This is a genomic window from Erythrobacter insulae (genome assembly GCF_007004095.1).
In the GTDB taxonomy this organism is placed as follows: domain Bacteria; phylum Pseudomonadota; class Alphaproteobacteria; order Sphingomonadales; family Sphingomonadaceae; genus Erythrobacter; species Erythrobacter insulae.
Genome location: NZ_VHJK01000001.1, coordinates 661,483 through 683,024 on the forward strand (window position 1 = coordinate 661,483; position 21,542 = coordinate 683,024).

Here is a 21,542-nt window from a genome sequence, read left to right on the forward strand (position 1 = left end):
AGGGCGCACTTCGCTGCGCTGCAAATAACGGGTATCGCTATAAAAATGACCGACGCCGCATTGAAGCCGACGCCGAATGATTGCGAATTGCCCCGGTTACGGGCGCAATTCGCGACATTCAATGAAGCAATCGATTACGCCGCCCGGAGTAAAAAAGGCCTCAATTTTCACGATATGCGTGGACAATTGGAGCGGGTGTATCCGTATTCCGAAATGCGCGGCGATGCGCGGGTCATGGCCCGCCGTCTGATCGCAGCCGGGATCAAGCCGCAAGATCGTGTTGCACTGATTGCGGAAACGTCCGCCGAATTTGCCGCTCTTTTTTGTGCCTGCATTTACACCGGAGCCTGGCCAGTTCCGCTGCCTTTGCCCACAACCTTTGGCGGTAAAGACAATTATATCGATCAATTGGCGATCCAGCTGCAAAGCTCCGATCCGGTAATCCTGCTTTACCCGCCGGAAATCGGCGAAATGGCGGCGGCCGCCGCTGATCGTCAGGGCTGCGCGGGGGAAGACTGGGATACGTTTGCCCAGCGCGAGGCGCCCGAATGCGATCTGCACGATTCATCACCTGAAGAGATTTGCTACCTGCAATATTCTTCCGGCTCGACCCGTTTCCCAACCGGTGTTGCTGTGACGCACAAGGCGTTGCTGCACAATCTGTACGGCCATTCGACAAGCATGCATGTGGGCGAGAATGACCGCGCGGTCAGCTGGCTGCCGTGGTATCACGACATGGGCCTGGTTGGGTGTTTCCTGTCGCTGATCGCCAATCAGGTGTCGGTCGACCTGCTAAAGCCCGATGCCTTTGCGCGCCGGCCGCTGGCATGGCTCGATATGATCAGCCGCAATGCCGGCAACACGCTCTCTTATTCGCCAACCTTTGGTTATGACATCTGCGCGCGGCGCATTTCCAGCCAGTCCAATGTGGCGGAACGGTTCGATCTGTCGCGCTGGCGGATTGCGGGCAATGGCGCGGATATGATCCGCCCCGATGTCATGCAGAATTTTGTGAACGCATTTTCCGAAGCCGGTTTTAAAGCCGCATCGTTCACACCTTCCTATGGTCTTGCAGAAGCAGTGCTGGGCGTGACTGTGATGCCGCCGGGCGAAGGCATCCGCGTCGAACTTGTCGAAGAAGAGCGCCTTTCGGGCACTCCGCGTGATCTCACCCGCCCCGCACGTTACCGCGCGATTGTGAATTGCGGAAAAGCGCTGCCTGATATGAAGGTCGAGATTCGCGGCGAAAACGGCGACGTACGCGGTGACCATCAGATCGGCAAAGTCTGGTGCCACGGACCAAGCGTGATGCATTCCTATTTCCGCAACGAGGAAGCGACCAACGAATGTCTTGTCCCTGACAAAGACGGACATGGGGCATGGCTGGACACAGGCGACATGGGTTATCTTGCCGATGGATATCTGTTCATTGTCGGGCGCGCCAAAGATATGATCATCATCAATGGCAAAAACCATTGGCCGCAGGATATTGAGTGGGCTGTGGAGCAATTGCCCGGCTTTAACCACGGCGATATCGCGGCATTTTCGGTTGAAACCGAAGGCGGCGAGGAAGCCCCCGCAGTGCTTGTCCATTGCCGCGTTTCCGATCCTGAAGAACGCGTCAAACTGCGTGAGCAGATCGCTGACAAAGTCCGCTCTGTGACCGGTATGAGCTGCGTGGTCGAACTGGTACCGCCGCGCACTCTGCCCCGCACAAGTTCCGGCAAGCTCAGCCGAGCCAAAGCGAAAAAGCTGTATCTATCGGGCGAAATCGTCCCTCTGGAGCTGGCCGCTTAACGCGCCTTTATTCCGTCAACACGGATAGGCGCGCCTGCTGGCCGACGCTGCTTAATCGCGGGGCTGGGCCCATTCTGCGCGCACCCGGCCGCTGCCATTGCGCACTACCGACACATCAACCCCCCGGGTGCCAAGGATCTCGGCCGCTGCGGCTGCATCGGCGGCATTACCGACCAGTTGGATCGGCAAATCGACACGCGATGATGCCCATTGGACCACACTCAGCGCACGGGTGCCTTCGACTGTGGGTCCATCATCGCCAAACGGGATCTCCAGATCGAGCGCGACAGCTGGCGGCAACAGCTCAATCGTCCATTCCGGCTCAGTCGCGGCAATCCGCATTTCGAGCGTGCGATAAGCGGCAAGCGATGCGCCATCGAGACGTTCTGAGCGCACTGTTGCCCGCCTGCGGCTCCTGTCGACCGTGACATCTTCGATATCGACGCCCGCAACCAGCGCCAATCGCTTTGCAAGGTCATCTGCGCGTTCGACCGCGACCGCTTCTTCACTGGCGCGGGCCGCCGATAGCTGCGCCTGCTCCGCAGCTGTAGCGCCGGTTGCAACCTGATATTGCGTAAGGGTCAATTCAATAGGCCGCGAAAGCCGATCTTCGAGCGCGCGTTCAATCTCAACCTCGGCATCAGTCTCGATTCTGGGGGTAAGCATGGCCGCCGTGACCGCAATCGGATCGGTTGCAAATTCGATATTGAGGCTATCAATAATCGAATTTTTATCGAAACTTTCCTGAATTTCGCTGCGCACAATCCGCTGGGCATTGGTTTGCCATGCGATCTGTTGCAGCGAATAGGCCAGCGGCACAGCGAGCCCGACAAACACCACCGCGACGGCGATATTCTGAAACAGGGTGTTGCGCGCGCTAAGCGTGGTTTTGAACCCGTATAGGCGCGCCATGCCCCACGCGGTCAGCGCGATAGTGATCAGGTTGGTCACATAAAGCAGCAGTGCACCCGAAAATACGGTCCAGTTCCATGTCGCGAGGCCAAACCCGACGACCGCTAGCGGCGGCATCAATGCAGTTGCGATGGCGACGCCCACAATTGTGCCTTCACGCCCGCGGATCATCGCGTAGGCACCGGCAAGCGCGGAGAAAAGCGCCACAAACAGATCGAACAGGTTAGGCTGGGTCCGTGCGGCGATTTCCGGGGTAATCGTCTGGATCGGCGACATGTAGACTAGCCCTGCGGTTAGTCCGATACCCATCACACTGCCCCAGGCAAGGCTGCGCGCGGATTGTTTCAGCCATAGGTAATCACCAATCGCCAAGGCAAAGCCCAGCCCCATGATCGGCCCCATCAACGGGGACAAAAGCATCGCGCCGATCACAACCGCTGGTGACGACAGCAAGAGGCCAAGCACAGCGATCCCCGCGCTCATCGCGGTCATGAACAAATACCGTTCGGATAGCAGACAGTCTTCGCGCCGCTTTTCGATCACGCGGGATTGATTGACGGTGCCAACAACATCGCGCATCCACCAGCGCAGCAGGCTGAACTTTACAGAGCCGAAAGACGAGCGCGCCGGCCTTACGGCGGTTGCCTCTTTTTCCTCTTGGGACAAAGTCTCGTTTGGATTTGGAATGTCAGTCGACACGTATTTCGGCCCTTTATATTTGGCCCTTAATTACGGACATTCGCGCGCAACGCAAAGCGTTCAGATCGCTCCCGCGCAATTCGTTGGAACACCGCGCCTAAAACAGCTACCTTGAAAGGTGTGTTTTAGATCACTAATACAGTTGCAGAGGTACATGGCCGCTAGGCCAACGGAGGAAACGCGTAAGAATGAGCACCGAAGCCGCACCGGAGAACAAGGTCGCCACTGCGACCAAAACCGCCACCGATTTCGAGCTTACCCCGCCCGATCCCGTGCCAGAGATTGCGCCGGAAAAAGCCGCTGGTCTCGTTCCTGTTTCAAGCGAAGAAAAATCAAAGCTGGATACAAAGGTCGATGCCTTCGTAACCGATCTGATTTCGGTTGATGCCAATTCACCGGAATTCGGCGAGAAAGTCGATCAGATCACGCGTATGGGTCAGGAACAGATTCGCGCTGCGGCTGCGCATTCCAATCGGTTTTTGGATCGCCCCGTCCGCGCGATGGACGCAGACAGCAGCGTCGGCACCGATCTGGCGGAATTGCGCCGGACGGTCGAAGATCTTGATCCCGGCCGCAAAAGCAAACTTCTGGCCCCGCGCAAGCTGTTTGGCATCATCCCGTTCGGCAACAAGTTGAAGAACTATTTTGACAGCTACACCAGCTCTCAGGGCCATATTCAGGCCATTCTGGAGCGGCTGGAAGGCGGCAAGAAAGAACTCCATCTGGATAATGCCGCCATCGACACAGAGCGTCAAAAGCTGTGGGAGGCGATGGGCGAGCTGGAGCAGATGATCCACATCGCCAAGACTCTGGATGAACGGCTCGAGACGAAAGCTCTGGAGCTGGATTCGAGCGATCCGGCGAAGGCTAAAGCCCTGCGCGAAAGCGCGCTGTTCTATGTCCGCCAGCGGACTCAGGATTTGCTGACCCAGATGGCCGTAAGCGTTCAGGGCTATCTTGCGCTCGACCTTGTGAAGAAAAACAATGTCGAGCTGGTCAAAGGTGTAGACCGCGCCAGCACCACGACCGTTGGCGCCCTGCGCACCGCGGTCACCGTTGCGCAGGCCATGACCAATCAGCGTTTGGTCCTGCAACAAATCACCTCGCTGAACGAAACGACCAGCAATATCATTGATTCGACCAGCACATTGCTGCGTGAACAGACCGGCCAGATCCATGAACAGGCGGCCGCCAGCACTATTCCTTTGGAAACGCTGCAACGCGCATTCCAGAACATCTACGATACGATGGATGAAGTGGACGACTTCAAAGTTCGCGCGCTCAGCAGCATGAAACAGACTGTGAATGTGCTGTCCAATGAGGTTGAAAAGTCGAAAGGGTATATCGCCCGTGCAGAGGGCCAGGCCAAAGCTCAGGCCAAAGTGGCTTCCGAGCCATCTTTGCTGGCGCTCGATAGCTAATGGGTCAGCTCGATCTCGAAACAGAACGTGCGCTATCGGATGGCAAGCGTTTGTTGGCGGATAACCGCGAAGGCGGGCGGCATCGGCGCGCTGCTTCGATTGGCAAGGGTTCTGCCAACGTCAAGCTGAAAACATGGATCAAACGAGGGGGCTATTTCGGCCTCGCAGTGTTCGCAATCATGATTGCGGCGTCTGTCATCGGCACGATCATCAACGGCATTGGCTTTGTCGGTATTATGGCTGTTGCCATGGCAATCATGTGCGCAGCCGTGTTTTTCTCGCAATTTCCCAAAGTCAAAATTCCGAAGCGCGAAGAGCTTACCAAAGGTGATCCCAAACAGATGGTTGCCCGTACCGAGCTTTGGCTGGAGGCGCAGCGGCCCGCCTTGCCCGCCCCGGCAGCCAAGATTGTCGAAGACCTTGGCGTGCAGCTCGATTCACTCGGGCTGCAATTGGAAACCGTCGATGCCAATCACCCCTCCGTGCGCGAAGTGCGCGAGCTGGTGGGGGAGTATATTCCCGAAACCATCGACAATTACCGCAAGGTGCCCGAGCATCTTCGCGGGGAATCCCACGCCGGTAAAACCGCCGATCAGCGCCTTACCGACAGCCTCGGCAAACTATCTAGCGAGGTTGACCGGGTTACCCGGCGCATGGCCGAAGGCGCGCTGGATGATCTGGCAATCAAAGACCGCTATCTCGAATACCGATATGGCGGCGATGATCTGATCGAGGACATGACCGGCAAGACCGGCTGAGGAATTTCAATGCGTGTGAACCTTCCCCATGACCTCGGCAAAGAAGAAGTGCGCAAACGGATGCGCGCCCGATCTCATGAGATTGCAGGCTATTTCCCGGCAGGCATGGCGACAGTCGAGACAACATGGCCAAGCGAGGACACCATGGCTTTGACGGTCACTGCCGCAGGCCAGCGGATAAAGGGATCAGTCGAAGTCGAAGACGATAACGTCGTGATCGAGATGAACCTGCCAGCAATGCTTGGATTTCTGCGTGGCACGCTTGAACATGCGGTACGCACGCAAGGCGGCAAGCTGCTCGAATAGATCTGGCCTGTGGCGCCATCGGCGGCAATTTCTCTGCAAAATCACGCTTTACCAAGCGTTTAACCGTATAGCGCCTCTTTCGCTGCGGCCTATATTCATGCCGAAATACTTGCATTTGAATAGCTCGAGTGTCATCTATGATTGACATTTGGGCTGACAGCGAAATCTGACACTCAAATGCCCCGAATTTACGGCAAGGATAAAGACGATCGGCCTGACCGCTAAAACAGAAGAATTGGGTCCGTCGCTGCGGGCCAACCTTAGATTCGCCACCGCCGATTCGCATGAACAACTCGACAGCGCCATGCGCTCGGCCAGCGGATGGACTTCCACTGCGGCATATGGCCGGTTTCTTGCCCTGCAATATGCAGCGCGTATCCCGGTGGAGACATGGCTGCGCGAAAACGCCCCGAGCGACCTGAGACCGCCGGAACAATCGCAATTGATCGCCCGCGATCTTGCCACGTTGAATATGCCGCGTCCGTCTGTAAGTTCGCCCTTCACGCTGGACGTTCTGCCGAATGACAACGCGTCTGCTTTGGGGGCTGCATGGGTTTTGGCCGGATCATCGCTTGGCAATCGGGCGATCCTTAAAGATCTGGAGCGCAATGGCAGGAGGCATTGGCCTTCGGCTTTCTTGGGTGACCCTGGAATGCTGGCCTTTTGGAAACAGCTGCGCCCGCACATTGAAATGCCCGCCAGTCTGAAAACACTTGCTTCTGCAACAGGGGCGGCAATCGCCGTATTCGATCACTTTATCGCAAACACATCTGAGTCTGGCGATCTGGCTCAAACTTGTCCTGCGGCTCTCGTATGAATTTCCATCCCAAGCCTGTCACCCTGACCGAATGTGACCGCGAACCAATTCACCACATCAGCGCGGTCCAGGACTTTGGCGCTTTGATTGCAATAAACAGCGATTGGGTCATCGCGCAGCAATCGGCCAATTGCGCCGAAACACTGGAATTGTCCGCCTTGCCCGAGATCGGCACACGCCTCGCCGATCATTTCACGCCGAATGCGATCGAAACACTACAGGCAGCGGTCAGCCGCCTTGGCACCGGTGACATGGTCGAACGCTTGTTCGGGCTGCGGATGGTCCGGGGCGGGAAGCTGTTTGATTGCGCGGTTCATGTCAGCCGCGGGTACATTGTCATCGAATTCGAACGCCATGCCGATGCTGATTACGCAGACCATCTGGGGTTGATCGGGCCAGCGCTCTCGCGTCTGGAGCCGCTTAAAAACCTCGATAGCCTATGCGAGACCGCCGCCAAAGTGGTCCAACAGATGCTCGGATATGACAGGGTGATGGTCTACCGCTTTCACCCTGATGAAAGCGGCGAAGTGATCGCCGAAGAGCGCCGTGATGATCTGGAACCTTATCTGGGCCTGCGATATCCGCAGGCCGATATTCCGCAACAGGCGCGGGATCTGTTCCGGCGTAACAAACTGCGCATCATCGCCGATATGGATGCCGAACCTGTCCCGATCGAGCCTGCACCATCTATCACTGGAGAGCCGCTGGACCTTTCGATGAGCGTCCTGCGGTCGCATTCGGCAATGCATGTTCAATATATGCAGAATATGGGAGTAAAGGCCTCCCTCGCGATCGCGATTGTTCGCGAAAACCGCCTCTGGGGCATGATTTCTTGTCACCATTATGAACCACGACTGCCCGCCTATTCCCTCAGGACGGTAGCTGAAACATTCAGCCAGATGTTCTCCATGATGCTGGACCGGTTGCTGATTGATAATTCGCAAAAATTGCGCGCGCGAGGACGCGCATTGCACGATCAATTGATGATGCGATTGGCCGGGGGCACATCGCTGACGGACAGCCTGCCTCTGATTGAGGAAACACTGGACAACCTAATCGCGCATGATGGCATTTCTGTATGGGCAGCGGGCGGATATCGCACTCGCGGTGCGGCACCAACTCAGGAACAATTTGCCGAATTGATGGGGCCGCTGGGCCAAATACCCAACACCGGCATTTTGGCTACATCAGAACTATCGGTTCATGTCCCGGCAGCCGCCGAATTCGGCGATCTGATAGCCGGCGCATTGATATTGCCGATTTCACGAAGCCCGCGCGATTACCTGATCCTGTGGCGCAGGCCTCAAGCGCAAAAAGTTACCTGGGCGGGTGACCCGAACAAAGCCATCGCAGAGCCTCGAGAACGATTGCAGCCCCGCGGCAGCTTTGCCGCGTGGGTCCAGACGGTCAAAGCAAAAAGTGCCGAATGGAGCGAGGACGACCTGCGCATTGCCGAAGGCTTGCGGATCACCTTGCTCGAAGTGATTTTGCGAATGACCGATGAAGTCGCGATCGAACGCAAACGCGCGCAGGAACAACAAGAGCTGTTGATCGCGGAGCTTAATCACCGCGTTCGCAACATCCTGAACCTGATCCGCAGCCTTGTTTCACAATCGCAAAGCGAAGCGATGACCGTCGCCGGGTTTGCATCCATCATTGGCGGGCGCATTACTGCGCTGGCGTCTGCGCATGACAATATCACGCGGGAAAATTGGGCTCCCGCCCCGCTCTCGGCTCTGTTCGAAACTGAGCTTGGCGCGTATCTTAACGACAAGAAAAACCGGTTCGAGCTCGGCGGATCAGATGTTCTGATCAAGCCTGAAGCCTACACCGTGCTCGCTTTGGTTGTGCACGAACTCGTAACGAACTCCGCCAAATATGGCTGTCTCTGCGACAGCTCTGGCACGTTGGCGGTGAATTTGTCCTTCAACACTTTCGGCGATCTCGAGATACGTTGGCGCGAAAGCGGCGGGCCTCCGGTTAAGCCGCCATCGCGGCGCGGATTTGGATCCACAATCATCGAGCGGTCAATTCCTTACGAATTGAAAGGCGATGCCGATCTTCGGTTCAAGCTGACAGGGTTAGAGGCCGACTTCACTATCCCGCAACGATACATCGAAACTATCGACAACAACTCGCGATCGAACGCCATTAATACCGGTGCATCTGTCACTGTCGAGCTGGAGGCGCTCAAGCTGCCGGAGCATGTGCTGGTCGTTGAAGACAGTATGATCATCGCTCTGGATACAGAAGAGAACCTGAAACGGCTTGGCGTGAAATCGGTGCAGATCGAAAGCAGCGTTTCAGGGGCATTGGCCTCCATCAAAAAGCGCAGGCCCGATTTCGCGATCGTCGATTTCAATCTTGGCATCGAATCCAGCGAGCCGGTTGCCATAGAACTCAAACAGCGCGGCATCCGTTTTGTGCTGGCCACAGGCTATGCCGAAATGGCCGACCAAATCGAGAAATTGGGTGCCGAGGCGCTATTGAGCAAGCCGTATGGCCGCAGCGAAATAGAGAGCCTGCTGGGCGCGCAGAGCCTGAATTAAAGCGCAGGCCGGATCAGGATGGTAACGCCGGCGTCGCTGAAATCGAGCATATCGATCGAGGCCGCGTAGAGGCATTCCCCTGCGCGCACCGCTCCATCGGCCTCGTCGCCGCTGCGTTGCTGTGGTGCGACTTCACCCTCCAATGGCAGAACCAACAAACCATTCTGATAAACGGCAATCGTCTCTGCATCGGGTATGCCAGCGATGCGGTCTATCCGAAAATGTGGTCCGTCAATCAGCGTGGTTCCCCGTTCCGCCATTGTCCCTTGATGCTGCGCGGGATACGGCACGCCGTCTGCAACCGCGATCGCACGATCAAGATGAAGCTCACGGGGCCGGCCATAATCAAACAAACGAAACGTCGTGTCGCTGCTTTGCTGCACTTCAACCAGAGCAAGACCGGGCCCGATCGCATGGACCGTTCCCGCTGGCAGATAATAGATATCGCCTGCCTTTACTTCATGCCACGTAAGCAGATTTTCAATCGTACCATCGCGCGCCGCAGCTGCCATCTGATCCGGCGTAATTTCTTTGTCAAAACCGATCGCCAGTGTCGCTCCCGGCTCAGCATTCAGAACCAGCCAGCATTCTTCCTTGCCCGCCTCATCGTCGATCGCATTGTGATCGCCGGGATGCACCTGCACCGACAATTTCTCACTGGTGAAAAGGTATTTGACGAGAATTTGTGGCAGTTCCTGAGGAGGTTCGAACCAGATTTCGCCGATCCGTTCACCTGCTGGCGCGGCAAATGGCGATGGCAGCGAATCCCGCCCCCAAACCTTTGATACCATTTTGGTCGGAAGTTTTCGGGCCGGAACGTGTGCACTCATTGGTTTTTAGCTCCGGGCAATTTGCCAACACGCTGAGCGCCGTCGCGCGTGGTCACAAGCACGTCTCCCCCTGACACTACGATGCACAGGTCCTTCACGCCGACCGCCGAAATGCGCGGACCATCGGTGATTGCCAGAACGCTATCACAGCCATCAAGATCAACATCGCCTTTTGTCACGCAGGCCCTATCTTGACCGGCACTTTCGTCCAACAAGGCATCTTGCAAAGCCGCCCAATTACCGATGTCAGACCATCCCATATCGGCCGGAACCATCGCAGCCCGCCGGGTATTTTCCATTACCGCATAGTCAATTGAATCGCCTTCGATTGCGGCGAATGGCTCTGCTGCGGGATAAAACCGCGCTCCCTCTTCGCGGCCCTCGGCTACGGCCTGTTTGACGAGCTGCGCCATAATTGGTCGATGCCGCGACAGTTCATCCAGCAGATGACCCGCGCGGAACGCAAATATGCCGCCATTCCAGCTGTATTCTCCGCTCGCCAGATAACCCTCGGCCCGTTCACGATCAGGTTTCTCGACGAAACGCGCGATCTCAAACCCTCCAGTCAGCGGTTCACCGCGATGGAGATAACCGTAACCTGTTTCGGCATGGGTCGGCGCAATCCCGAAGGAGACGAGCCAGTCGTCCTGCGCAAGCTGAGCGGCTGCCAATGCCGCAGCCCGAAACGCGGATGAATCCGCAATATGGTGATCGCTTGGACAGACCAACATAATATCTTCAGAGGGAAGCATTGCCGCTGCGAGGGCAATCGCAGGAGCCGTATTGCGCGCGGACGGCTCGACGATAAGACGGTGCGCCCCGCCAATCTGTGCTTCGATCAGATCGATATGCTGCGGCCCGGCCACGACGACAGGCGAACCAAACCTGTTATCCCCGGCCACGCGCTCTGCTGCCTGTTCGAAGAGGGTTTGCTCCCCGATCAACGGCAAGAACGGTTTCGGTTTGACTTTGCGGCTGATCGGCCAAAGCCGGGTTCCGCTTCCACCGCACAAAATTACTGGATGGATCATGGTCATCGTCGATGGTGCTCCGCGGTGTTGCACCCAAGGGCGGGTGCTGGTTACAGGGGCTATATCATCAGGGCAGAACGATAAAAGCCCTATATTTCAGCCTGTCCCGCCTTTGCGCTATTGCGCGCTAAACCATCGTTGGCGCCAGTAAAACGGGGCGGCGACCGGGTTGCCGTTGGTGTCCACAGCAGGCTTAAAGCCCAATCTGTTTTCGACAAGCTGGCACGTTATCCGATCGGCTTCGGGGTCCGGGCTTGGCCGGTAGACCGAACATTGCCGGGCGCGCCCATCGGTGCCCACAATTACGCGGACAATCACCTCGGTACCGCTGCGCGCAGATCGCCCTCCGGGTGGAACCGGATAATCGCGTGCGTTGCTGATCGTTCCTGAGATGTGAACCGGTTTGGTGACCGCGATGCCGCCCTTGCCGCCGCCCGCATTGCCGCTGCCTGTGCCTGTTCCCTTGCCGGCGGCGCCCGTGCCGTCGCCTGTTTCTCGAGCTCCAGAACGGGTTGCTGATCCTGTCGAGGATGCTTGCGGTTTCGGGGTTGGTTTCGTTTCGATCTTGGCTTTTGGCGCAGTTACAGGCTCAGGCACTGCGTCCTGACCTGGATCACCCTGAGCACCCTCATCAGGCTCGGGCTGGTTTTCTGGCGGCGGTGGGTCCGGCGGTGCCGTAATCGTAACCGTAAATGCTGAGACAACACTCCGCTCGACCGACCCGGTGAACTCGGGGGCGAACGCGCGGCCGAGCGCATAAAGCGCAATCAGGTGCAGCACGACGATAGCCAATATCAAAGACCAGCGCGGTCGCCGAAAAGGGCTTGAATACCGTGTTTTTCCTTGGGCCATCGTGAACTTGATACTCGCCTTTTTGATCCAGATCGGTGGCAATTGCACCGAAAACCGCACGGTTATCTTTATACCATTCCAAAGGTGAATTGCGATGGAGCGCATAATCGAGCGAGTAAAAACTGTTAAAGACGATCTCTCGGTGATCAGACGATCTTCGCCAGATATCAATCGCGCCTGCATTCTGTGGGGCGCGGCGGGGGCCATTGTCTTTTTTGTCTTGGCGATGACCAGCCTTTCGCTGTTCAGATTCGATTCTATGCTCGCGAGCGTCTGGGTGCCGAATGCCGCGGCAGTCGCGTGCCTGCTGCGGGCCCGGCCTTCGAATGAAATCCCATTTTACACCTTTGTCTTTTTCGCGGGAATATTGGCAAATTTCCTTTCAGGCACACCGTTGGCAACTGCGGCGATTTATTCAGTCGCAAACATTGCTGATATTGCGATTGTGGTATTTCTCACGCGCCGGGGGTCTGGGCTGCGGCCTGATATGTCGCACTTGCCTGACCTTGGCAGGTTTATCTGGGTGGGTGGGTTGATCGGACCGGCGACATCCGCGCTTATTTCGTCAACTGCGATGTTGGTTGATGATCAGGCCGGCGGCCTCGGTGCGATAGCGTGGTTGATTACCGATGCGATGGGCATGGTTTTAATCGTACCCACAGCCTTGCTGGCGTTTGATGCGTGGCAAGAACGCAATGCGCGCCCGGCGGGCAACTGGCTTGAAAGATTGAGCCTGTTGGCCGGTGGTGTCGCCTGCGTGTTTCTCGTCTTCAAACAAGATGCCTATCCGCTGCTGTTCCTGATTCCCCCGATCACGTTGCTCCATGCGTTTCGATTGGGTTCTTTGGGTACAGGCTTGTGTGTGGTGGGGCTCGCATTCGTGGCCAGTTTCATGACCTGGGCAGGTACTGGTCCGATCTACGCAGCAGGGCTTTCCCTCGCATCGCAGGTGCATATGCTGCAATCGTTCATTGCCGCAAATTTCCTGACGGGATTGCCCGTCGCTGCGATTCTCGCGGGGCAGCAACGGATTATGATAGATCTGGAAACCGGCAAACGGCAGATCGACCTTCTGGCTGACAACATAACCGATGCGGTCTTGCGGTTCGACACAGATGGCCGCTGCACCTACGCCTCACCTTCGGTACGCGATGTCCTGGATGAAGAACCTGAAACATTCATCGGACGGTTCCCCACCGATCGCATGCATGACGACGCACGTGAAACAATCAGCCTTGCCCAGAACCGGCTGACATCCGGCCAATCCGATAAAGAACGCTTTACCTATCGACGGTTCCTGGATGCTGCCGATGGTACCGCCGTATTCATCGAAGCCGATTGCGCCCTTGCCAGAAATCCGGCCACTGGAGAGCACGAAGGAATTGTAGTCTCCGCACGAGATGTGACGGAGCGGGTTGAGCTGGAAATGCTATTAACCCGGGCCCGGCGGGCAGCAGAAAACGCGGCGAATGCGAAGTCCGAATTTCTCGCCAATATGAGCCATGAAATCAGGACCCCGATGAACGGCGTTCTCGGCTTTGCAGAGCTGATGCTGCAGGGTGATCTGGACGAAGACCAGCGGCGGCAAACCGAAATGATCGTGCAATCGGGCCGTTCCATGATGTTGTTGCTCAATGATATTCTTGACCTGTCCAAAGTTGAAGCAGGGCAAATCTCAATCGACCGCGGCTCGATTGATCTGCATGCGACTTTGTCTGATTGTGTGGCACTGCAACGGCCCAATGCCGAAAAGAAAGGCCTGAAACTGCGCTTTGAGCGTGAATTGCATGACAACGAAGCGAGTGATCCTGATAGCAACTGGGTTATCACCGACGGGCTCCGGCTCCGCCAGATTGTTCTAAATCTGGTCGGAAATGCAGTCAAATTCACCGAGACTGGCCTGATCCATGTCAGTTACCGGGTCGATCAGGATCAGATCAGTATCCGCGTGATGGACACCGGGATCGGGATCAGCGAATCGCGCATAGATTCGGTTTTCCTGCCTTTCACCCAAGGCGAGAGCGACACGGCACGGCGGTTCGGCGGCACGGGCCTGGGGCTTACGATCAGTCGGCAACTGACCGAACTGCTCGGAGGTTTTATCGAACTGGAAAGCAAGCCGGGGGTAGGCTCGTCCTTCACCCTGACCTTGCCGGCACCGCGCGGCACCCCGGATAGGGAGCCATCAGGGGAACTGTCCGGTTCTGATACTTTGAATATTTTCTCCGAAATGCCGCACCACGCGCGCATTCTCCTTGCCGAGGACCATGACGTTAACAGGATGCTTGCCACGGAGATGCTGGAAAGGTGCGGTCAATCCGTAGCGATTGCCCACGATGGCAACGAAGCCATTTCGATGGTGATCGACAGCATGATGCGCGGGGCGCCCTATGATCTGGTTCTCATGGATATCCAGATGCCGGGCTGTGATGGCTATGCCGCCACCAGAACGATCCGGGCCGAGGGGATTTTACCGGATTTGCTGCCAATCATCGCGCTCACTGCAAACGCCTTTCCGGAAGATATTGCCGCCGCCCGTGCAGCGGGAATGCAGGGTCATCTGTCCAAGCCGTTGGTATTTGCCGATCTGGCCCGCGCGCTGCAACGCTGGCTACCGACACGCATCATTGAAAATGAATTTGAGCCTGATGCAAGCCATGCACGCAGTGCCGGACAAACCGCGCAAGCGCCGTCGGCTTCACCCGCTCACGCAGCCCCCGAGGCCGAGCCGCACGATATTGCCGATGCTAACGATGATCACTCGGCGTTCGTAAATAAGAGGCGGCAATCCCCGATGCTCGTGAGACGCTGGCTAGAGAGGCGCGGCGAAGCAGTAGAGGCGGTTCGGGCAGCGGCGCTGACAGGTTCGCTTACAGGCGAAGACATGAACAAACATGAGCGTGAGACGCTGGCGCGAACGGTGCATAAACTCGCCGGAACAGCGGCGATGTTCGGCGAAGAAGAATTGGGGACCCAGGCATCCGCTCTGGAGAGAGCGCTCAGAACAAAGGTGAGCGGCACAATCCAAAATGCGCTTGCCGACAAATTGCTGGAGCTGGCCGACCGCGATCAATCCGAAGGTCAGGAATTGCGCGAAGCATAAATCCCCGCGCGGTGCCGCCTGTAATGCAGCGACTGGTCCAAGCGCGGCCTGCCAAAACGAAAGCGGCGGAGCCCGAAGACCCCGCCGCTCGCGATTTATACAATGCAGTACCGACGAATTAGAATTCGTAACGGGCACCGACCTGGATGCGCCAGACACTGCTGTTCACAGAGGTGAATGCTTCACCTTCAAATGCACGGAAGCTGTCGAGCACGTAGCGGCCTTCACCGTCGAATTCACCGGTGAGCAGAGCGACACGGCCATCGAAGTCACCGAACGAACGGCGAATGTTCCAACCATTGTCGATCATGTTCAGGAAGTTCGAGAAATCTGCGAACACTTCGATACGATCATTCGCAATACCCGTCAGGCTGCCGATGAACGGCAGTTCCTGGCTGATACGGAAATCCAGATCGACAAACCAATCATCGCGGCAAGTGTTGCGGGAGATGGTCTGGCCCGGGGTGAAATCGCAGTTCAGCTGGCTGACGATGCTGTCACCGCCATTCAATGCATCGAGGAACTGCGCAACGGCGCCGAAATCGCTCGAAGGCGAGAGATTCGGATCCGTAAGGCCGGTCGGGATGTAGGCGAGGATGTTGTCTTCAGCCGAAGCCGGGTCACGGAAATCCGGTGAACCGTCATCGAACGTAAGGCTGTATGGACGGCCTTCCGAAGCGCGCAAGAAGATACCAAGACCTGTGTCGTAGCCGCTCACGAACTCTTCACGGAAGAACATCGACAGTGTGAAGTTGTGACGAGTCTCAAAGCCCGATTGCGAAATCGCAGGGTTCTGAGGATCGAAGACCGCTGTACCGTCAAAGGTCGATCCAGCAGTTGATGAGCGGAAGTTTACCGTCTGCTCGCTATCGTTGAACGCATAACCAAGGTTCAGGTTGACGCTGCCGCCTTCGGTGAAGAGGCCTTCACTAAAGCGCTTGGTCAGGATGAACGAAAGGTTGTGGCTATCGAAGCTGGGTCCGTTGGTGAGCTGCAAGAACTCGCCATTGCGCGAAACGTAACAATCGTCGGTGATGCCGGTATAGGTCGGCCCGTTATCGACAAACGTTGCGTTACAGCCATCACGAAGCAAATCTACACCAGCGATGATCGGACGACCGTCAACGGTAAAGCCATTAAGGGCCTGACGCGTATCAATCGTCTGCGACAGATCGCGGATCGCGAGCGTATCGTTAAAGCGTGTGTAGATATAATCGACATTCAGGTTCCAGTTCGAGAAGAACCCGCTGTTGGTTCCCAGTCCGGTTGCGAAACCGATATTGGCGCGAACCGCAGTTGGAATGTCGAAATTCGGATCGATGCTCTGCACTTCGCCCGTACCGCGCGCAGCGCCAGCTGCACCGGCATTGATTGCGCATTGCGGGAAGCCGGTGAAAGTACCGTTGGTTACAACGTCAATCTGTCCGGTTGTTCCGTCGGTTGTCAGATCCGCAGCAGCACAGTCGCCTGTATCGCCGGTTACCGATGCAAAACCGTCATTCGAAAACGCATTAGAGAAGTAAACGACAGGATCGCCGCCGGCAAAGACACCGACACCGCCGGTTACCCGGCTGTTGGAGAAGAACCCGTCATTGTCGAATTCATACGTCGCCGAAAGACGCGGCAGAATTACCGGGTCGATCGAGCTGAAAGCGACTGCGTTGGTAGAACCGTAACGCTCAAGGAAAAGCGGGTTCGCACGCGGCGCATCACCGTCATAAATCTGAACGCGGACACCAGCATTAACGCTCAACTGATCCGTTGCATCCCATTCGTCCTGAACAAAGAACGAATAGGTCTGACGGCTGAAGAGTGCAGCGGCGTTGTTGATATCGCCGTTCAGACCGGTGTTGATCGTTCCGCCACCGGCGCCATCAAAGATGTCATCTGGGCCATCAAAAGCACCGCCGGTGCCGTTGGCCAACAAACCGTTACGGAAATCGTCGAGGCCGTTGAAGAACAGTGTCCCGGTCGCGTTGATTGCGAAGAGGTTGAACACTTCGAGATCATTGAGTTCAGCACCGATTTTGAAGAAGTGACCGTCGCCTGCATCAAGGTTCATGATGAAACGCGCTTGGTCGATTTTGGTGTTGAGCTGGTTGGCCGAACGGAAGATGCCCGGACCAGTTGCTGCACCGCCATCGGCGCCGCCGGGGATTGCACCGTTGGATCCGTTAGGAAAGCCAACAACGAGGCGTACGGTTGGATCGTCCGACTGGGCTTCGCCGAAACCGACTGGGCCCTGAACATCGGCGACTTCTGCGCGGCTCACGCGCAGCTCGGTCGAGATCATGTCGTTCCAGTCGGAATACAGACGGACCGAGTAATAATCGGAGATCGTGCCTTCGTCTTCGAAGGAATTGATCCCGGTTATGGTGCGGCCACCGCCATCGAATTCGACATTGGTTTCTTCAAGACGCTGATACGTCGCTTCCAAACGGTGGTTATCGTTGATCTGCGCGTCGAGACGACCGAAGTAACGCACGTTACCTTCTGGCAGCTGGGTCGGAACAGCTCCAACGTCTTGGCCATAAACGTCGCGCGCAATCTGAGCGAATTCATTGAACTGCGCCTGGGTGATGAAGTCGACTTCGTTTGCAGCGCCCGAACCAAACGGTCCGTCGTTGTAGCCACTTGCGAGTTTAACTTCTTCATAGCCGACCGAGAAGAACAGACGATCGGGAATGATTGGGCCGGAAAGGGTTGCGCCCCAGCGCTCTTCACGGCCAGCGTTGATGCGGTCAACCGTACCGTCTGCCTGCTCCAGCTCGTTGTTCTGCATGCCCTCGTCGAAATAGGTGTAGAATGCAGAGCCGCTGAATTTGTTGCTACCCGCTTTGGTGACAACATTCACGAGACAGCCGGTAAAGTCCGAATATTCAACATCGAAAGGTGCGAATTCGACCGAAGTCTGCTCGATGACGTCAAATGGAAGCGGCAGCGAGTTACGCGCGGCAAACGGCGTTCCGTTCAGGCCGAAAACGTCAGACTGAATGATGCCGTCAACGGTGAAAGTGTTGGTCCGATCATTGCCGCCGAGGCAAGAGATACGGTCAACGTTGTCGCTGTCTTCAAGGCTAACGCGCGGGTCGATACGGATAATGTCGCGTACGTCACGACTGATCGACGGGAAGTTCTCAAGCGTTTCGGTGTCGAACGCCGTGCCCGGACCAACAGCAAGCTGTGTGACCTGTGCGCGGGCGCCGCTAACAACGATGACATTGTCGCTGGAGCCCGAAACGGTCGCTGTCAGGTTGAAATCAAAGCCGGTGTTGCCGGAAATGCTTGTAAAGACGTTTTCAACTGTCTGGCCTTCGAAACCAGGCGCAGTCACTGTAACGGTGTACGGGCCGCCGGGCGGAAGCGAACCAACGCGGAAATTTCCGTTGGCACCAGCGGTTGCGGTGCGGGTCGAACCAACGCGCTCATCGGTGATTGTTACGGTCGCTCCGGGAAGAGCGTTGCCATCGGCATCAGCAACTTGACCTTCGATACCCGAAGTAATCTGCTGAGCAGTAGCAGGTGCTGCGATGGTGGCTGCGGCTGAGAGAGAGACGACGCTCGCTGCCAAAAGATATTTGATTTTCATGTTTATGCCCCTGGATCAATGGGAGGTTTCACGGCGAAAGCTTGAAAGCACAATCGCGATAGGGGCCTACAGCGTCTGAAAAGCTACAGTTTTGTTACAATCCCGTGAAACCTGAAAGCCCGCGCGCCAATATCCCGCATATCCTGCGAATAATGGGGCTCGAAACCCTTGGAAATCAGGGATTCCCCAGGTCTCTGTTGCTGCAGTGCAACGTAAGCAGAGATTCTGCACAAATGCGGCTGATGAGAGCAAAGGTGTGCTGCCTTTGGGCAAATGCGTCCGAATCCCTATGGCCGATTTTACGCCAAATTGATCTCTCGCAGCCGCTGCATCAGGAAATCGTGCGCCGTAATAGGCTCAAATTTGCTCGATTCGGACGTGCCTGAACCGGAATTGTCCAAATCAGGGCGTTCCAACGGCTCGATCAGATAATCTGGCCTGAAATGTAGAAAGAACGGCATCGAATAGCGCGACCGAAGCGCCGCCTCTCCACTGGGATTGACGACACGGTGCGTTGTCGATGGCAATGCGCCGCCAGTCAGGCGTTCCAGCATATCGCCGACATTGATAACCAGCGCGCCCTTGGGCACATCGACAGACAGCCATTCGCCAGACTTGCTGAGCAGTTCAAGACCAGCTTCTTCCGCGCCAAGCAGCAAGGTGATGGTGTTGATATCGCCATGCGCAGCGGCGCGGATGGCCCCTGCCGGTGCGTCGGGACCCAATGGCGGATAGTGCAGCAACCGCATAACCGAATTGCCATCTTCGACGGTCGGCGCGAAGAATTGCTGATCCAGACCAAGATGGAGCGCAATCGCTTCCAGAACTCGCAATCCGGTGGCTTCAAAAGCGGAATACAATTCGGAAAAGGTCGGCTCAAACCCTTCCACTTCTGCAGGCCAGATATTCGGGCCCATAAATTCTGCCAGTTCATGCGCCGGATCGAGCGAACGCCCGACATGCCAGAACTCTTTCAAATCGAAGATATTGGCGTCTTTGGCTTTCTCTGTACCGAATGGCGTGTAACCGCGTGCACCGCCGCTGCCTTCGATCTTGTATCCGCGCTTCACATCGCCCGGCAGCGCGAAAAACGCTTTGGAATTCTGCTCTGCGCGGTCGATCAAGTCCTGCGAAATGCCGTGATCGCGTACAATCGCAAATCCGTATTCTGCAAAGCTGTTGCCAAGTTCACCGGCAATATCGGCCAGCGGCTGGGCGAGCGAGACGCTGGCGATTCCGGCGGTCGAACGGGTCGAAGGTTCTGTCTGGGTCATGCAGGCCCTTTACACTCGCAAAGTCCCGCCTGCCAAGATTGCTCCGATAAAGCGTCAATTTCACGCGGCTAAAGGGGCAGAAAAATACTCGCCAAAGCCGCACTCATCAAATTGGCCAAGCTACCGGCCGCGAGCGCCTTTAGCCCGAGCCGCGCGATAACCGGACGTTGATTGGGCGCCAGCCCGCCTGTCACCGCCATCTGGATCGCGATTGAGGAAAAGTTGGCAAACCCGCATAATGCAAAGGTCACAATGGCCCTGCTGCGCTCTGTCAGTTGCCCATCACCCATCGCCCCAAGATCAATGAACGCCACGAATTCATTGAGCACGATTTTGGTCCCGAACAATCCACCGGCCAGCTGGGCCTGATCCCAATCCGAAATACCGATCAGGAACATCACAGGGGCAAACACATACCCAAGCAATTGCTGGAAGGTGACATCGGGAAAGCCGACAAGCCCGCCAATCCCGCCCAAAACACCGTTTGCAAGAGCAACGAGTGCCACAAACACCATCACCATCGCGCCGACAGCCACGGCCAGTTTGACGCCGGTTTGCGTCCCTTGCGCAGCGGCCTCGATGATATTGGCTGGGCGTTGGCCTTCTTCGAATGTTTCGGCCATTTCGACCTCGCCGGGCTTTGCGCGCTCGACAAGAGACGCAGGCCCCTCTCCGCTGATCCTGGATTTCGGCAGATCGACATTGGCACCGGCAGGTTCGGCGCTGGCAGGTTCGCCGCCTGCATCATCAGGCATAATGATTTTGGCCATCAAAATGCCGCCCGGCGCAGACATGAATGCCGCAGCCAACAAGAAAGGTACGGCTTCGGAACCGATAAAGCTGGCATAGGCCGCCAGGATTGTCCCCGCGACGCCGGCCATGCCAACACTCATCAAGGTAAACAGCTGCGATGGCGGCAAGGATGCCAGATACGGGCGCACCACCAGCGGGCTTTCCGACTGCCCGACAAATATGTTGGCTGCGCTGCCCAAAGCCTCAACCTTGCTTATGCCGGTGATCCAGCCGATCGCCCCGCCAACCCATCTGACCAGCCGCTGCATGATCCCGAGATGGTAAAGAATCGAAACAATCGCCGCGAAGAAAACGATGACTGGCAAAGCCGCGATCACGAATGTGTTGGTGAACGGATTGGCTTCCATTGATCCGAACACGGCCTCGATCCCGACCTTGGAATAATCGAGCAGCGCGATCACGCCGTCCGACAGGAACTGGATCGCCGCCACACCGAAACTCGTGCGCAGCACCAGCAGAGCCATGACCGCCTGAAGCGCAAACGCAGCGCCGACCACGCGGAGCTTGATCCGTTTTTTACCGCTGGACAGGAGGAACGCAAAACCAAGGATGGCGAAAATGCCAAGCAGGCTAAAAAGAATGGACGAAATATTCTCGCTCACGACCAGGCGATGCCCCCAACATAAGTGTCTTAAATGATCCCGTGCGAAGGCCCCGCCCGCGCGCTTGATCGTGGCGTTGCATTTTGACGATCCAAGCGCAAGAGCGCAGCGGCGCATTGGCCGGACCTGTTCCCTGCAAAATACAGCTTGCGGTTGAAAGCGTGCGCCCGCCGCTTTTCTTTTCCCCAT

14 protein-coding genes are annotated in these 21,542 nt (G+C 56.7%); 7 read left to right on the top strand and 7 right to left on the bottom strand.

Going from position 1 to position 21,542, the window contains the following annotated elements; translation table 11 throughout:
* The first annotated feature begins 45 nt into the window (after nt 1-45).
* Nucleotides 46-1,797 (top strand): fatty acyl-AMP ligase, encoded by a 1,752-nt coding sequence (locus FGU71_RS03245; RefSeq protein ID WP_142787232.1) that lies wholly within the window; start codon nt 46-48, stop codon nt 1,795-1,797.
* Nucleotides 1,798-1,848: 51 nt separating this feature from the next.
* Here the strand turns inward: FGU71_RS03245 and FGU71_RS03250 are convergent, their stop codons facing one another.
* Nucleotides 1,849-3,408: a DUF389 domain-containing protein gene (locus FGU71_RS03250; protein ID WP_234035619.1), complete on the bottom strand. Its 1,560-nt coding sequence runs from the start codon at nt 3,406-3,408 to the stop codon at nt 1,849-1,851.
* A 188-nt stretch (nt 3,409-3,596) separates the two neighbouring features.
* Between FGU71_RS03250 and FGU71_RS03255 the strand changes: the two genes are divergently transcribed.
* The 5 genes from FGU71_RS03255 (at nt 3,597) to FGU71_RS03275 (ending at nt 9,259) form a co-directional block, all read left to right on the top strand.
* The gene (locus FGU71_RS03255) at nt 3,597-4,829 is read left to right on the top strand and encodes a toxic anion resistance protein (RefSeq protein WP_142787233.1); all 1,233 of its coding nucleotides are present in this window, start codon (nt 3,597-3,599) and stop codon (nt 4,827-4,829) included.
* Nucleotides 4,829-5,587, top strand: a complete 759-nt coding sequence (locus tag FGU71_RS03260; protein ID WP_142787234.1) for a hypothetical protein — start codon at nt 4,829-4,831, stop codon at nt 5,585-5,587. The genes FGU71_RS03255 and FGU71_RS03260 overlap by 1 nt, the downstream gene beginning before the upstream one ends.
* A 9-nt stretch (nt 5,588-5,596) precedes the next feature.
* The gene (locus tag FGU71_RS03265) at nt 5,597-5,893 is read left to right on the top strand and encodes a polyhydroxyalkanoic acid system family protein (protein WP_142787235.1); all 297 of its coding nucleotides are present in this window, start codon (nt 5,597-5,599) and stop codon (nt 5,891-5,893) included.
* Nucleotides 5,894-6,197: 304 nt separating this feature from the next.
* Entirely contained in the window at nt 6,198-6,710 is a 513-nt protein-coding gene (locus tag FGU71_RS03270; RefSeq protein ID WP_142787236.1) for a biliverdin-producing heme oxygenase, read from the top strand.
* A complete protein-coding gene (locus FGU71_RS03275) occupies nt 6,707-9,259 on the top strand; it encodes an HWE histidine kinase domain-containing protein (RefSeq protein WP_142787237.1) in 2,553 nt (850 codons plus the stop codon). Before FGU71_RS03270 ends, FGU71_RS03275 begins: the two co-directional genes overlap by 4 nt.
* Here the strand turns inward: FGU71_RS03275 and FGU71_RS03280 are convergent.
* The 3 genes from FGU71_RS03280 to FGU71_RS03290 all read right to left on the bottom strand — a co-directional run bounded on the left by FGU71_RS03280 (nt 9,256) and on the right by FGU71_RS03290 (nt 12,020).
* Nucleotides 9,256-10,089: a class I mannose-6-phosphate isomerase gene (locus FGU71_RS03280; protein ID WP_142787238.1), complete on the bottom strand. Its 834-nt coding sequence runs from the start codon at nt 10,087-10,089 to the stop codon at nt 9,256-9,258. The two genes, FGU71_RS03275 and FGU71_RS03280, sit on opposite strands and share 4 nt — an antisense overlap.
* Nucleotides 10,086-11,126 (bottom strand): mannose-1-phosphate guanylyltransferase, encoded by a 1,041-nt coding sequence (locus FGU71_RS03285; protein ID WP_142787239.1) that lies wholly within the window; start codon nt 11,124-11,126, stop codon nt 10,086-10,088. Before FGU71_RS03285 ends, FGU71_RS03280 begins: the two co-directional genes overlap by 4 nt.
* Before the next feature lie 111 nt (nt 11,127-11,237).
* Nucleotides 11,238-12,020 carry an energy transducer TonB gene (locus FGU71_RS03290; protein WP_234035620.1) on the bottom strand — a complete coding sequence of 261 codons (783 nt, stop codon included), beginning with the start codon at nt 12,018-12,020 and terminating at the stop codon, nt 11,238-11,240.
* 46 nt (nt 12,021-12,066) lie between these two features.
* Between FGU71_RS03290 and FGU71_RS03295 the strand changes: the two genes are divergently transcribed.
* Nucleotides 12,067-15,075, top strand: a complete 3,009-nt coding sequence (locus tag FGU71_RS03295) for an ATP-binding protein (RefSeq protein WP_142787240.1) — start codon at nt 12,067-12,069, stop codon at nt 15,073-15,075.
* Nucleotides 15,076-15,193: 118 nt separating this feature from the next.
* On the opposite strand, the gene FGU71_RS03300 is transcribed toward FGU71_RS03295, so the two are convergent.
* The 3 genes from FGU71_RS03300 to FGU71_RS03310 all read right to left on the bottom strand — a co-directional run bounded on the left by FGU71_RS03300 (nt 15,194) and on the right by FGU71_RS03310 (nt 21,353).
* On the bottom strand, nt 15,194-18,664 hold the full coding sequence (locus FGU71_RS03300) for a TonB-dependent receptor (RefSeq protein ID WP_142787241.1): 3,471 nt from the start codon (nt 18,662-18,664) through the stop codon (nt 15,194-15,196).
* Nucleotides 18,665-18,963: 299 nt separating this feature from the next.
* Nucleotides 18,964-19,938 (bottom strand): isopenicillin N synthase family dioxygenase, encoded by a 975-nt coding sequence (locus FGU71_RS03305; protein WP_142787242.1) that lies wholly within the window; start codon nt 19,936-19,938, stop codon nt 18,964-18,966.
* 68 nt (nt 19,939-20,006) lie between these two features.
* A complete protein-coding gene (locus FGU71_RS03310; RefSeq protein ID WP_407644393.1) occupies nt 20,007-21,353 on the bottom strand; it encodes a NupC/NupG family nucleoside CNT transporter in 1,347 nt (448 codons plus the stop codon).
* Nucleotides 21,354-21,542 lie beyond the last annotated feature (189 nt).

Excerpts from the sequence above, each read along its gene's own strand:
- FGU71_RS03245 (WP_142787232.1), top strand. The coding sequence starts at position 46 with ATGACCGACGCCGCATTGAAGCCGACGCCGAATGATTGCGAATTGCCC.
- FGU71_RS03275 (WP_142787237.1), top strand. The coding sequence starts at position 6,707 with ATGAATTTCCATCCCAAGCCTGTCACCCTGACCGAATGTGACCGCGAA.
- FGU71_RS03265 (WP_142787235.1), top strand. The coding sequence starts at position 5,597 with ATGCGTGTGAACCTTCCCCATGACCTCGGCAAAGAAGAAGTGCGCAAA.
- FGU71_RS03300 (WP_142787241.1), bottom strand. The coding sequence starts at position 18,664 with ATGAAAATCAAATATCTTTTGGCAGCGAGCGTCGTCTCTCTCTCAGCC.
- FGU71_RS03280 (WP_142787238.1), bottom strand. The coding sequence starts at position 10,089 with ATGAGTGCACACGTTCCGGCCCGAAAACTTCCGACCAAAATGGTATCA.
- FGU71_RS03255 (WP_142787233.1), top strand. The coding sequence starts at position 3,597 with ATGAGCACCGAAGCCGCACCGGAGAACAAGGTCGCCACTGCGACCAAA.
- FGU71_RS03285 (WP_142787239.1), bottom strand. The coding sequence starts at position 11,126 with ATGACCATGATCCATCCAGTAATTTTGTGCGGTGGAAGCGGAACCCGG.
- FGU71_RS03295 (WP_142787240.1), top strand. The coding sequence starts at position 12,067 with ATGGAGCGCATAATCGAGCGAGTAAAAACTGTTAAAGACGATCTCTCG.
- FGU71_RS03270 (WP_142787236.1), top strand. The coding sequence starts at position 6,198 with ATGCGCTCGGCCAGCGGATGGACTTCCACTGCGGCATATGGCCGGTTT.
- FGU71_RS03260 (WP_142787234.1), top strand. The coding sequence starts at position 4,829 with ATGGGTCAGCTCGATCTCGAAACAGAACGTGCGCTATCGGATGGCAAG.
- FGU71_RS03305 (WP_142787242.1), bottom strand. The coding sequence starts at position 19,938 with ATGACCCAGACAGAACCTTCGACCCGTTCGACCGCCGGAATCGCCAGC.